At 70.2% G+C, this 12,233-nt stretch carries 15 protein-coding genes and 1 tRNA gene; 3 read left to right on the top strand and 13 right to left on the bottom strand.

Going from position 1 to position 12,233, the window contains the following annotated elements; genetic code table 11:
* Positions 1–31 precede the first annotated feature (31 nt).
* The gene (locus tag CI785_RS17500; protein WP_240615115.1) at positions 32–1,069 is read right to left on the bottom strand and encodes a hypothetical protein; all 1,038 of its coding nucleotides are present in this window, start codon (positions 1,067–1,069) and stop codon (positions 32–34) included.
* A 126-nt stretch (positions 1,070–1,195) separates the two neighbouring features.
* On the opposite strand from CI785_RS17500, the gene CI785_RS09550 reads away from it, so the two are divergent.
* Complete coding sequence (locus CI785_RS09550) at positions 1,196–1,696, top strand: DUF456 domain-containing protein (protein WP_105031852.1); 501 nt, start codon at positions 1,196–1,198, stop codon at positions 1,694–1,696.
* Positions 1,697–1,729: 33 nt separating this feature from the next.
* Here the strand turns inward: CI785_RS09550 and CI785_RS09545 are convergent, their stop codons facing one another.
* The 4 genes from CI785_RS09545 to CI785_RS09535 all read right to left on the bottom strand — a co-directional run bounded on the left by CI785_RS09545 (position 1,730) and on the right by CI785_RS09535 (position 6,803).
* Positions 1,730–3,505 carry a glycoside hydrolase family 15 protein gene (locus CI785_RS09545; protein WP_240615114.1) on the bottom strand — a complete coding sequence of 592 codons (1,776 nt, stop codon included), beginning with the start codon at positions 3,503–3,505 and terminating at the stop codon, positions 1,730–1,732.
* Between the two features lie 23 nt (positions 3,506–3,528).
* The gene (locus CI785_RS17650) at positions 3,529–3,651 is read right to left on the bottom strand and encodes a hypothetical protein (protein WP_276308023.1); all 123 of its coding nucleotides are present in this window, start codon (positions 3,649–3,651) and stop codon (positions 3,529–3,531) included.
* A 68-nt stretch (positions 3,652–3,719) separates the two neighbouring features.
* Entirely contained in the window at positions 3,720–5,204 is a 1,485-nt protein-coding gene (locus CI785_RS09540; protein ID WP_105031851.1) for a S10 family peptidase, read from the bottom strand.
* A gap of 36 nt (positions 5,205–5,240) precedes the next feature.
* The gene (locus tag CI785_RS09535) at positions 5,241–6,803 is read right to left on the bottom strand and encodes a DHA2 family efflux MFS transporter permease subunit (RefSeq protein WP_105031850.1); all 1,563 of its coding nucleotides are present in this window, start codon (positions 6,801–6,803) and stop codon (positions 5,241–5,243) included.
* Positions 6,804–6,915: 112 nt separating this feature from the next.
* Here CI785_RS09535 and CI785_RS09530 point away from each other — a divergent pair.
* Positions 6,916–6,988 (top strand) — tRNA-Ala (locus CI785_RS09530).
* 131 nt (positions 6,989–7,119) lie between these two features.
* On the opposite strand, the gene CI785_RS09525 is transcribed toward CI785_RS09530, so the two are convergent.
* The 7 genes from CI785_RS09525 to CI785_RS09500 form a co-directional block, all read right to left on the bottom strand.
* Complete coding sequence (locus CI785_RS09525; protein WP_105031849.1) at positions 7,120–7,332, bottom strand: hypothetical protein; 213 nt, start codon at positions 7,330–7,332, stop codon at positions 7,120–7,122.
* A 99-nt stretch (positions 7,333–7,431) separates the two neighbouring features.
* Complete coding sequence (locus CI785_RS09520) at positions 7,432–7,698, bottom strand: hypothetical protein (RefSeq protein WP_105031848.1); 267 nt, start codon at positions 7,696–7,698, stop codon at positions 7,432–7,434.
* Between the two features lie 91 nt (positions 7,699–7,789).
* On the bottom strand, positions 7,790–9,106 hold the full coding sequence (locus tag CI785_RS09515) for an alpha-amylase family glycosyl hydrolase (protein ID WP_105031847.1): 1,317 nt from the start codon (positions 9,104–9,106) through the stop codon (positions 7,790–7,792).
* Positions 9,107–9,176: 70 nt separating this feature from the next.
* Complete coding sequence (locus CI785_RS17090) at positions 9,177–9,611, bottom strand: hypothetical protein (RefSeq protein ID WP_157940222.1); 435 nt, start codon at positions 9,609–9,611, stop codon at positions 9,177–9,179.
* 113 nt (positions 9,612–9,724) lie between these two features.
* Positions 9,725–9,985: a hypothetical protein gene (locus tag CI785_RS09510; RefSeq protein WP_105031846.1), complete on the bottom strand. Its 261-nt coding sequence runs from the start codon at positions 9,983–9,985 to the stop codon at positions 9,725–9,727.
* Positions 9,986–10,116: 131 nt separating this feature from the next.
* Positions 10,117–10,968 (bottom strand): cytochrome c oxidase assembly protein, encoded by an 852-nt coding sequence (locus CI785_RS09505; protein ID WP_105031845.1) that lies wholly within the window; start codon positions 10,966–10,968, stop codon positions 10,117–10,119.
* Positions 10,961–11,380: a DUF2243 domain-containing protein gene (locus tag CI785_RS09500; RefSeq protein WP_240615113.1), complete on the bottom strand. Its 420-nt coding sequence runs from the start codon at positions 11,378–11,380 to the stop codon at positions 10,961–10,963. Before CI785_RS09500 ends, CI785_RS09505 begins: the two co-directional genes overlap by 8 nt.
* On the opposite strand from CI785_RS09500, the gene CI785_RS09495 reads away from it, so the two are divergent.
* Positions 11,352–11,825 carry a DUF4193 family protein gene (locus CI785_RS09495; protein ID WP_338064891.1) on the top strand — a complete coding sequence of 158 codons (474 nt, stop codon included), beginning with the start codon at positions 11,352–11,354 and terminating at the stop codon, positions 11,823–11,825. The two genes, CI785_RS09500 and CI785_RS09495, sit on opposite strands and share 29 nt — an antisense overlap.
* Here the strand turns inward: CI785_RS09495 and CI785_RS17085 are convergent.
* On the bottom strand, positions 11,722–12,015 hold the full coding sequence (locus tag CI785_RS17085; protein ID WP_157940221.1) for a hypothetical protein: 294 nt from the start codon (positions 12,013–12,015) through the stop codon (positions 11,722–11,724). The two genes, CI785_RS09495 and CI785_RS17085, sit on opposite strands and share 104 nt — an antisense overlap.
* Positions 12,016–12,233: the final 218 nt, after the last annotated feature.

The following is a 12,233-nucleotide window of genomic DNA, read 5'->3' as shown; positions in this document are numbered from 1 at the left end:
GCCGTGGTCCGGGGTGCTCGAGGGTCGTCGGCTACGCGGTCCCCTCGAGGGCGTCGAAATCGGTGCGGTCGATCCTGCGGTGGTAGCGCATGCCCGCCAGGCCGCCGAGGATCGCGCCGACCAGCGCGATGGCGGCGACCACGAGCAGGCCGATGAGGCCGGGGCCGGTGAGGTCCTGGGCGGAGGGGACGCCGATCCCCTGGAACTGCTCGGTGACATTGGCCTGGTTCCCCACGATCAGGCCGATGACGGCGAGCACGACGGCGACGATGACGGCCCACAGCCAGACGGCGACGCCCTGCTTGACGCCGCTGAAGCGGGCCATGCGCCCGGCGACGTACCCTCCGGCGAAGTAGGAGATGAGCAGGATGACGCCGAGGATGATGGCCGCCGTGAGGCCCGTGGTCTGTGCCTCGCCCGAGCCGCTCGTGATGTCCGCGGCCGACAGGTTCGCGCCGGCGCCGAACAGCGCGGCCACGGCGCCCACGAGGGCCGAGAGCAGGACGAACAACCCGGTGGCGGTCAGCCAGCCGAAGAACCCGGCACCGAACTTCATGCCGCCGAAGTGCTCCTTCTCGCGCCGGTGGAGCAGCTTGCGGTCCTCGGGGCTCGGTACGCCGGAGCCGACGGCCGCCGTCCGGGGCAGGTGGCGTTCACGGCCCTGGTCCTCGTCGGTCCGGGCATTGGACCTGGTGGCCGTCACGGGCGCCACCTGCGTGTGCGCCCGGGTCTCCGCCTCCCGCTCACGGGAGGCGGAGACGGGGGCCTGCGCCTGCTGGCGGGTGGGGGTCGTGTCGGAGCTGTCCGAGTACATGCCCGGTACGTAGTCGCCGCTGGAGTCGTCATCGGCCAAGTAGCCGCCGGGGACGTAGTCGCCGTGCCCGCCCTCGTCCGCGCCCGCCCGGGAGGCTCCCGCGGTGGTGCTCGCGCTCGTGCCGGTGTCGGCCCGCCCCACGCTGCTGGCGCCCGCACCCGACCGGTCGGTGTCCATCAGCTCCGTCGGGTTCTCGGGTTCGTGGGGACGCCGCGACCCGTCGCCGTCCGTGTTGCCTGTTGCCGAGGTGCTCATCGGTCCTCCTGATCTTCGGGCCCGCGGGCTCGCTAAGGTGGCTTAGTATTGCGACCAGTATTCCACGCCGGTCCGCGCGGGACCGTCTGTGGCACCGCGTCGCGCCGGGGGTGCAAGACTGGGGCCATGGATCTACAGGTCTTCATGACGGTGGTGTGCGGTGCGCTCATCGCCGTGGGTATCGCGGGGGTGGTGGTCCCGGTGCTGCCGGGCAGCATCCTGATCATCGTGTCGCTGCTGATGTGGGCGCTCACCGTGACCAGTACCGAGGGGTGGGTGGTCTTCGCGATCGGCACCACGCTGGCCGGCGCCGGGCTCACCGCCGGGATCGTCCTGACGGGCCGGACTCTCAAGCAGCGCCGGATCCCCGGCCGCTCCGTGACCATCGGCGTGCTCGCAGGCATCGCGGGGATGTTCGTCATCCCCGTCGTCGGACTGTTCGTGGGTTTCGCGCTCGGGCTGTTCACGAGCGAGTACGCACGGCAGCGGGATGCCCGTGCGGCACTGACCTCGAGCCTGCACGCGCTGAAGGCCACAGGCCTCGGCATCCTCGCCGAGCTGGTCCTGGCCTGCCTGGCCGGGACCACCTGGGTCATCGGTGTATGGGTCTACTTCGCGACGGCCTGAAGCCCTGCCCGAGCCCGGAGCCCCGCCTGGGCCCTACTCCTTGCCTGCGATGGACAGGGCCGCGACGATCAGCGCCAGATGGCTCAGACCCTGCGGGATGTTGCCCATGAACGAGTTGTCCGACGGCTCGACCATCTCGGACATGATGCCGACGTCATTCGCGAGGGGCAGCAGTTCCTCCATGAGGTCCACCGCTTCGTCACGCCGGCCCACGGACACGAGCGCCGACACCATCCAGTACGCGCAGGCGACGAACGTGGCCTCCTCCTCCCGCATGCCGCTGTAGCGGTACAGGAGGGGGCCTGCTCCGAGCTCGTCGCGGAGGGCGTCGATCGTGGACGACATGCGAGGTCCCGTGTCGAAGCCGCTGATGGCGTGCAGCAGGATCGAGGCGTCCAGTTCGGTGGACCCGGGATACCAGATGTAGCTCTGCCGCTCCTCGGACCAGCCGTGCTCGTGCACCCAGTCGCGGATGCGGTCCCGCTCGGCCGCCCACCGCTCCACCGGTCCCTGCAGCTGCCCGCGCTCGGCGAGCGCCACTGCGCAGCGCAGGGCGTTCCAGCACCCGAGCTTCGAGGTGACGTAGTGCCGTTCCTCCGGCAGTTCCCACATCCCGGCGTCACGACGCTGCCAGATGTCGCACGTGAGGTCGGCGAGGTCCGCGAGCTGCCGCATGGTCGCGGGATCGAGGACGTGACCGGCCTGGACGTACTGCCAGACGATGTCGAACACGTCACCGAAGACACCCAGCTGAAGCTGTCCTGCAGCGGGATTGCCGTCCACGACCGGTCCGTTGTTGCGCCAGCCCGTGAGGTCCGGGCGGTGGGTCCCCTGCGGCATGTCCCCGTTCAGGTGGGTGAACACCTCCAGGTCGGATCCCTGCGAGCGAAGATTCTTGAGCATCCACGACACCGCGGCGTGTACCTCCTCCCGGAGCCCGGCACGCGTCAGCGAGTGCAGCGTGTAGGCCGTATCCCGCACCCAGGCGTAGCGGTAGTCCCAGTTCTTGCCCCCTGCGGCGCTCTCGGGAAGCGAGGTGGTCGCCGCGGCCGCGATCGATCCGGACGGGCTGTGGAGCAGCAGTTTCAGGGTGAGGGCACTGCGGAGCACCGCGTGCCGGTAGTCGCCGTCGTAGGCGAAGTCGTCCGACCACGACTGCCAGTTGCGGATGGTGCGGTCCACGCCGTCGTCGATGGTCTGCGGATCGGGTAGGGGCAGTGGTTCACCATGGGTCGAGACGACGGCGACGAGGTGGCGCGACCCGGCCGAGGTGGTGAAGGCGCCGTCGACGGTCTGTCCCGAGGGTGTCCGCAGCCCGTGGTCGATCCCACGGATGCCGAGGCCCACGGCGTCGATGCGCAGGACGGGATCGTCAGCATCACCGTCGAGCCAGGGCGACGCCGAGCCGAAGCAGCTGCCGGGGGTGACGGACCATGCCATGTCGACGGCTCCGGTGAGTCCGTCCACGCGGCGGGCGAGTTCACCCCACGGCAGCCGACCGGCCACGCCGGTGTTGAGGGAGTCCGTCACGCGCGCGGTGCCCGTGGCCGTGGTGTAGGTCGTCTCGAGGACGTTGGTGCCGTCCACGTAGCGCCGTTCCACCGAGAACTCCCCTGCGGGTGCCAGGGCCATGAAGCCCTCGTCCGCGTCCAGGAGCCGGGCGAAGGACGGCGTCGAGTCGAGGTCCGGGGTGGGGTACCAGTCGATCGAGCCGTCCAGCGCCACCAGGGCCACGGTCCGCCCGTCGCCGATAGCGGCGTAGGAGCGGATGTCGGCGAAGCCGTCCTCGTCCCTCAACGCGTCCGTCACGGCCGACCGGCCCCCGCCGACTGCTACCTGCCGAACCTGCCGTTGTAGCGCGTCTTGTTGGCGCGGGGCTGCTGCCCGGAGCGGCGGCTGTTCAGCACGCGGGAGGCGATGACGGGCACGAGGGCCCAGAGGATTCTCTTCAGCATGATGCGTCCTTACGGTCGGGGTGGCCGGCGATGACGGTCAGCGCCGGGCCTATCGATCATCCTACTTACTATTCCTGGCCGTCCCGGCCCCCGGTGACGAAGGCCCTCAGCGCCCGCAGCTGCGCCCGGCGTGCTACCGGGTTCAGGTACATCATGTGGCCGGCCTCGTGGTAGTGGTGCGTGAAGCGGGCGCGCGCGTCGTCGTCGAGGTTCATGTGGGCCCAGACGTACTCGGCCGCGAAGTGCGGTGTGGCGCCGTCGTGGTAGCCGTAGTCGACGTGCACCCGCAGGGTCGGGTTGTGCACGAGGAGTCGCTCGAGGACCCCGGAGACGTCCACGGGTGCACCCTCGAAGGTGCGGTAGCTCCAGGGCTGCACGCGGGCGGTGAGGATCTCGTAGGGGAGGTCGTTCTCGTAGCCGAGTTCGGCGCGGACGTAGTGGTTCATCGCGGCCGAGTAGGGGCCCGTGATCGCCCGGATGCTGGGATCGTCCATGGAGTCCGAGGCCTGCAGGTTCTCCGGCCGCGCCGTGAAGCGCGCATCGATGCGGCCGACCGCGAGCCCCTCGGAGCGCAGGAGCTCCGCGGCGAACTCGTGGTACGCCCAGCGGAGGTTCGTGCGGCGGATGAAGTCCTCGTCGAGCCTCGTGATGGCGTGCAGCCGCGCGACGACGTCGTCGTGCTCCTCGGGTGTCAGCCGGGTGCCCTGCGTGAGGGCGTAGCCGAAGTCCCGGGCTGCATACTCCTCCGCCTCGCGGACCACGTCGGCGAGCTCCCGGTCCCCGTGCAGTCCGTGGAAGTGGGCGATCGCAGCATAGGTGGGCAGGTGCAGGGCGTAGGGCAGGTCGCTGCCCGGGAAGAAGCGCAGGGTGGACATGTTGAGCACCGTGGAGATGAGCCCCAGCCCGTTGACCGCCATCCCGTACGCGTCGAACAGGCGCCCGGCCACCGCGACGGCGCGGAGCGTCCCGTAGGACTCCCCGACGAGGTACTTGGGGGAGAGCCAGCGGTTGTTGCGGGTGGTCCAGAGGCGGATGACCTCGGCCACGAGGTCCCTGTCCTGCACGAAGGCGTGGAACTCGTCCGCTTTCTCGCCCTCCACCACGCGGGAGTACCCCGTGCTCACGGGATCGATCATGACCAGGTCGCTGGACTCGAGCAGCGACTCGGGGTTGTCGACGAGCCCGAAGGGCGCTGGGGTCATGGCGCCGACGTCACCGGAGTCGACCAGGCGCGGACCGAGCAGGCCCAGGTGCAGCCAGACCGAGGCCGAGCCCGGGCCGCCGTTGAACGCGAACGTGACGGGGCGGTCCGGCTCGGCGTCCTGCTTCGTGTACGCGACGACGAAGATCTCGGCCTTCGGCTTGAAGCCGCCCGCCTTGCCGTCGGTGGTCTCCTCGCGCCGGAGCACGAGGCGCCCGGTGGTGGTGGTGTACCTCAGGCCGGAGGGCGCGGTGTGCTCCCGGACGGTGAAGTCGTCCGAGACCTCCTTCGCCTCGTCCTTCCCTGCGTCGCGAGGGGCGTCCTTGGGTGTGTCCTGCGTCTCGTCAGCCATGGTACGAGCCTACCGGTAGTTCTCCGAGGCAACGGCTCAGGAGTCGGCGCGCGTCGCTTCCCGCGGCCGGTGCCCCGATGCGTCGGCGGCCGGTCCGGCGGCACCCGCATCGCCGTCCCACACGCGGTTCTGCTGGGGCCTGGCGAAGAACAGGGCCGCGGCGAACCCGAGGATGATGACGGTCGCGGGCAGGTAGAGCGACTGGCCCATCGACAGGGCGTAGCCTGCCCTGGCCTCGTCTGGCAGGGCCGCGCCCGGGGTGGCGCTCATCCCGCCGCCGCCGAGGTTCGACGTCAGGCGCGACTGCATCATGGCCGCGATGGCCGCGCTCCCGAGGACCGCGCCCATCTGCCGCGTGGTGTTGTACACCCCCGAGCCGGCACCCGCGAGCGACGGCGCGAGGTTGCGGGTGGCCGTCAGGGACACCGGCGCCCAGATCCCGGCGCTCGCCAGGCCCAGCAGCGACACCGGCAGCAGGAGCTGCCAGATCGGGACGTCCGGCGTGAGGATGGAACCCATCCAGAACAGGGCGGCCGACATGCCGGCGAACCCCGCGATGGCGATGTACTTGGGGTTGCTGCGCTGGACGTACTTGCCGACGAACGGGGCGAGGACGCCCGAGATGACGGCCATGGGGGTGAGCAGGAGCGCGGCCTGGGTGGGGGAGAGACCGCGCACGGTCTGCGCGTAGAGCATCAGCGGCAGCGACATGGTGGTGATCGCGAAGCCCATGGCGGTGATCGAGGTGTTGGCCAGGGAGAAGTTGCGGTCACCGAACAGCCTGAGCGGGACCAGCGGCTCCCCGCGGTTGAGCTTCTGCCAGACCACGAAGCCGACGAGCAGCACGATGCCCGTGATGATGAGCGACCACACGGACACGGGTCCGGCGATCGTGCCCCAGTCGTAGCTCTCGCCCTCCTGGATGCCGAACACCAGGCAGAACAGCCCCGCGGCGCTGAGGAACACGCCGAGCATGTCGAATCGGTGCGACGTCGTGGGCAGGGTGGGTACGAGGCGGGCCGCGAGGATGAACCCGACGACGCCGACGGGCACGTTGATGAAGAAGATCCATTCCCAGCCGGCGGAATCCACGAGCACCCCGCCCATGATCGGGCCGACGAGGGTGGCGATGCCTGCGACCGAGCCCCACAGGCCCATGGCGGCTCCGCGGCGTTCCGGCGGGAAGATGCGGGTGATGACGGACATGGTCTGCGGGGTCATGAGGGCGGCGCCCAGGCCCTGCAGCACGCGCGCGAGAATGAGGGCCTCCACCGAGCCGGACAGGCCGCACCAGGCGCTGGAGAGGGTGAAGACCACGAGCCCCACGAGGTAGACGCGCTTCGGCCCGAAGCGGTCCCCGAGCCGACCGGCCACGAGCAGCGGCACGGCGTAGGCCAGCAGGTACGCGCTGGTCACCCAGATGACGCTGTCGATACCGGCGTCCAGCCCCTCCATGATGGCCGGGGTGGCGACGGACACGATCGTCGAATCGACGAGGATCATGAAGAAGCCGATGACGAGCGACCACAGGGCGGGCCAGGGCCTGACGTCGTCGTTCCGGGGCGGCGCAGGCGTTGCCTGGGAGGGGGTGCTGGGCATGGAAGAAGACTACGCCCGGCGTCCGACGGTGCCGGGCCCGGTACCGGCGCCGGGCGACTTTGGGCTAAGCCGCTCCTCGCAGGTACAGTGTTGGTGTTCGGAAGTGGTGTCCGGGGCTTTAGCTCAGTTGGTAGAGCGTTTCGTTCGCAATGAAAAGGTCAGGGGTTCGATTCCCCTAAGCTCCACTGTTCCGGAAGACGAAGCGAGGCTCCTGTCACCAGGAGCCTCGCTTCTTCCGTCGGTGGCCGGTGCGGCCGGGAGTCAGGACTGGTCCTGCCCGGCCGAGCGGGTAGCGGGCGGCCGGAGACCGCGGGGCCTAACTCTCCTCGGCGTCCGGTTGTGCCGGATCCGACCCGGGCCCGCCTCTCGCGTCGAGAGGACTCATGCCCGCCGTCTGCTGACCGGCGTTGAGCAGGGACGTGTCGCCGACCGGGGATGTGCCCGGTTCGTCGATCACGGCTTCCTCGGGGATGTTGATGTCCTGGCGCAGGTGCGAGCTGTCGGGCAGTGGCCCGTCGGTAGGTGTCATGCCACCGAGTGGACCACCACGACGTGACATCCGGGCACTGCGGACAGCCTCCGAGAATTCACTGGTCATCCGGCCGCTGCGGTGATCTCCACGGACGGACTACTCCTCGGCGGCCTTCTTGCCCCAGGGTCGCGCCGCGAGGATCCGCACGAGCGGACCGAGCCACGACATCACCACGAGCAGAGTGAAGGTGCTGCTCAGGGACGAGCCGAGGGTCGTGGCGGGGAACAGCTGGTGCAGCCCCACGAGGATCGCCGCCACGAGGAGCAGTTTCTTGACGGCGTTGAGTACGTGCAGCGGCACCGGCCGCGGCCAGGGCGTGAAGTCGACCGTGTCGATGTCCCGGAGCTGGTCCTCCGCGCTCATGCCGTTCTCCTCTGCGATGCGGTCTCGGCTCCATTATCCACTCGGAACCGCCCTGCTGGGCAGTGCCGTCCGCCGCGGGTCAGGCGAGGGCTCAGGCGAGGACGGCCCATCCCCGGGGCGGGAGGAGCACGGAGGTCCCGCCCCGGATCGTGGCCCTGCCCGCGAGGACGGTGGCCGCGCCGGCGTCGACGGCGCGTGGCTCGGGCGAGAGGTTCAACGCGACCACGAGGGCGTCCGGGCCGTCCGCGACGCGGTAGGCCAGGAGCTCGTTGGAGAGGTGCATCACCTCGGTGGTGGCGCGGTGCAGCCACGGGTGGCGGCGCCGGAGGCCGATGAGCTGCTGGTGCACCTCGTAGACGGGACGTCCGAGCGGTGAGAGGTCGGCCGGTGAGGGTGGGAAGAGCGGTCGCACGTCGTCGTCGCCCCCCGCCCTGTCCTCCTTGATGCCGCGGTAGCCCTGCTCGTCCCCGTAGTAGAGGGACGGCGTGCCGCCGACGGTGAGCAGGACGACGACGGCGTGTGCCAGCAGTGCGGGATCGGTGAGCCTGCTCGCGATCCGGGTCACGTCGTGGTTGCCGATGAAGGTCAGCGGCGCGAAGGATCCCAGGAGTGCGTTGTGCCGTTCGAGTGCGGCGGCGAGCTCGAAGAAGTTGGTGTCGTTGAGGGAGCTCCAGACGGCCTTCCACAGTTCGTACTGGGTGGCCGAGTCGAGTCCTCCTGCCCGGACCTGCCCGGCGTAGTCGCCGTGGATGTACTCGCCGACGAAGTACGCCTCGGGGTGTGCGGCGCGGACGCGGGCCGTCACCGCGGCCCAGAACGAGGACGGGACAGCGTAGGCGGCGTCCAGCCGCCAGCCGTCGGCGCCCCGGGCAAGCCAGTACTCCATGACGTCGACGACGAAGTCCGCGACCGCGGGTTCGTCGTGGTTGAGCGCCACCAGGTGGTGATGGCCCTCGAAGTCCCGGTATCCGGGTTCCGTGCCGGCACCGGCGTCCCCGGGCCAGTCGAGGGAGAACCACGAAGCCGTGGCGGCACCGGGTCCCTGGGCGAGGACGTCTTGGAAGGGTGTGAACGATCTCCCCGTGTGGTTGAAGACGCCGTCGAGCAGGACCCGCAGGCCGCGCCGGTGCGCCTCGGCGACGAGCGTGTCGAAATCCTCGAGGCTCCCGAGGCGGGGATCGATCCGGAAATAGTCGGTGGTGTCGTAGCCGTGCGTCTCGGCGGCGAACACGGGACCGAGGGCCAGCCCCGATGCGCCGAGACCCTGCGCGTAGTCCAGCCAGGGCACCAGATCCAGCAGCCGGTGCTCGGCCGCGGGCTCCGGGGTGGCGGTCTTCTCCGCGCCGGTGAAGCCCAGCGGGTACACCTGCCACCAGATGGCGTGCTCGATCCAGGCAGGCTCGTTCATGGCGTCGGTGGCTCCCCTCGGGCGGGCCCGTGAGGGCTGGACGTCGGCCCCGGCAGGGGCGACCTGGCGTCTAGCCTACGTCGACGAGCAGCGGATCAGCCCAGGCGAGCTGCCGCACGTCGGCGGGCTCGAGGTCTGCAGCCTCGGCGATGTCGATGATCGCCGCGCCGCTCTCGGCCGCCCGCACCACCGCTGCTTCGAGCTCGGCCGTCCGCTGGTCGAGGTCCCACTGCAGCGACTCCACGTCCGCTGCCGCGGCGGCGACCCGCCGTAGGGCCGGGGTCAGGGGAAGGGCGAGTTCCCGGGGCTCCTCATGGGAGAGCTGGAACCCGCACGAGCAGGCCCAGACGAGCTCGACATCGGATGCCGGCACCGGCTGCAGGACCATCCCGTAGGAGGACCCCCGGTAGGAGGTCTCGCGCAGTGTCATGGGGTCACCGCAGTGCAGGGGAGCCCCTACCGCGGTGTCGTCTGCGCCGACAGCGTCATCGATTGTCTGCGTCATGGCTCTCTCACTTTCGGGTCAAGAATACGAACCATACTGCTAACTAGTTCTATAAACTAGTTATATGCGGACTGACCTACTCGTGTCCACTCCGCGATGCGATGGGGCCGCACCTAGGAATCGACGATCCGCTGCCGGGCCTCCCTGTACTCGTCCTCCCGGATCACCTGTCGGCGGAGGAGGTCGTCGAGTTCCTGCAGGCGCTGCTCCTTGCCCGCCGGTGCCGCTGCCGTGTCGGGCGGTCGGGTAGCGGTTCCGTCCCCGGTGCCGGCGCCCCGGCGCGCCCCCGTGACCAGCAGGGCGATGCCCACGAGCACCGCCAGCGCCACCACGAGACCGAGCAGGATGATGATGTGCCAGCCTTCGAGGCGCATGACTAGCCCTCCTCGACGGCGGCGAGGACGGGCAGGAACAGGACACGCGACATCGAAGACCCCCATGGATGACGGGGCCCGGCGGCCCCTGTGCCGATCACCCTACAAGACCGGGCACCCGTCGCTCCGTGTCAGGCGGCCCCGGCGCTGCCGAGTCGTCCCCGGGCCGACGGCGTCGCCCGGCGCCGCAGGCGTCGTCCGGCGGTCCGGTAGACCTGCGTGCAGAACACCACGAGCAGCAGCACATGTACGGCATCCCCGCCGTAGTACATCAGCTGGGCCGCCTGCTCAGCGTCGGACGGCCAGGAGCCCTGACCGGCGACGGCGTAGAGGTGCTTCCCCACCACAGCGTGCACTGCGATCGTCGTGAGGATCGCGACGCCCCTCAGCCAGGGAGCGGCCCTGTGCGGGTTCGGGTCCGGTCCGACGACCGCGTAGGCGAAGAGCGTTCCCGCCGCCACGAAGTGGACGTGCAGCAGGGGCCCGGACACGGGGTGGTGCAGCAGGGCGAATGCCGCCGGGTCCCAGTAGAGGACGGCCGTCGGGCCTGCGGCGAGAAGGCCGGCCATCAGCGGATGTGCGGCCAGCCGGACGGGCGCAGAACCGGCCAATCGGGCGTAGTGCCGTCCTGTCCTCGCGGAGACCGCCCGCAGGAAGAGGGTCCCCGGAGCACCGAGGACGAGCAGCAGCGGCACGAGCATGCCGAGCAGCAGATGGGCCGCCATGTGCGCGGTCAGGCTGCTGCCGGCCGCCTGTGCGAGCGGGCCCGCCGTGGCGACGACCCCGAATCCCGTGCCGATGAGCCAGGCAGTGGTGCGGCGTAGCGGCCACCCGGTCCGCCCCCGCAGGACGCCGGCGCGCCCGGCGACCAGATAGAGGGCGGCCAGCCCGAGCCACACGAGGACGACGGCGGTGTCCAGTGCGAAGGCTCCGAGGGCTTCCCCGCCCGGTGCCGGGCCGGGGTGGTGGGGTCCCTCACGCATCGCCGACGCTCCGGTGCGCGGTGCGGCGGACCAGGAGCACCCCCGCCACCAGGAAAGCCAGGGCCGCGCCGTTCCAGGCGAGGTCGTAGGGGAGCAGCTCCACCCCGTAGCGGATCTCATGGAGGTCGAGGAGCTTGTGCTGCACCACGCCGTCGAACAGCTGGAAGGCCCCGATGCCCATCAGGATCCCGGCCACCCATCGGCGCGTGGAGAGGGCACCCCGCCGTCTCAGGTCCGCGAAGAGGAAGAGTGAGGCCACGGTGGCGAACCAGCTGAAGGCGTGGAAGACGCCGTCGGACACCAGTCCTGCGGCCGGGGTGGACCGGTCGTAGAAGTGGTGCCAGTGGAGGAGCTGGTGGAACACGGCCTCGTCGACGAAGGCGATGATGCCGCAGCCGAACAGGAATCCCACGAGGACGTTGCGACGCTGCAGCAGGGCGCCGTCGTCCTGTCGGTCACGGGCAGCGGGAGGAATGGACGATGCGATGGGAGTGCCCGTCGTCGGAGGGTGTGGACGCCTTCAGCGTGCCAGCGCAGCGCCCGCAGCGTCCACTACTTTCGGGAGGCGTTCCACGCGAACCGCGGCAGCAGGGCAGTCCTCGTCCGTCGGCTTCGAGGACGCGGACACCGCCGAGGGCATCGACCTGCCGGGTGCTGACCTCTCCGGCGGAGAACTCCTCATCCAGGTGATCCCGCCGCAGCGTGACCGGTCCACCTGCGCCTCCGGCTTCCTGGTCCGGCGCAGCGGTCAGGTCAGGAGACCCGCTCGTCGTACCACCATTCGGCGGGTTCGAGGGGCTGCTGGGGCCGGCGCCTCAGGGGCACCACGGCCGCCTCGCGGTGCGGGCGGGTCATGAGCATCCGGATGGCCGCGAGCAGGGCGGCGGGAATCGAGACCAGCACGACGACGGCGATGGCGTACATCGCGAGGGCCGCATGGACGGGCGAATGATAGAGCCCGGCCATCAGTGCGGCGCTGCCCAGCCACAGCCACAGCCAGAACAGGCCGATCACGTAGAGCAGTGACCTCGCGCGCCTGTAACGCAACGGAAAGTGCCTCCGCCTACGCTCCATATTCGTCTCCCCAGACTTATCCGGGCCCGCCCCCAGGCGATGCCACTGGATGAATAATAGTCCCCTGACAAGGCTTTTCTTGTGTCCGGGACCGGATCGAGACGTGATGGTCGCCAGCGGGCGGTGCGCAGCACCGGTGCCGCCGGGGAGCGATGCGTCGGGAGGGCGGGAACACCTCTCCGACGGCGTCA

The sequence above is a fragment of the Arthrobacter ruber genome, assembly GCF_002954225.1.
In the GTDB taxonomy this organism is placed as follows: domain Bacteria; phylum Actinomycetota; class Actinomycetes; order Actinomycetales; family Micrococcaceae; genus Arthrobacter_D; species Arthrobacter_D ruber.
Note: the sequence above shows the minus strand (reverse complement) of the source record. Positions and strands in the feature narration are given on the sequence as shown.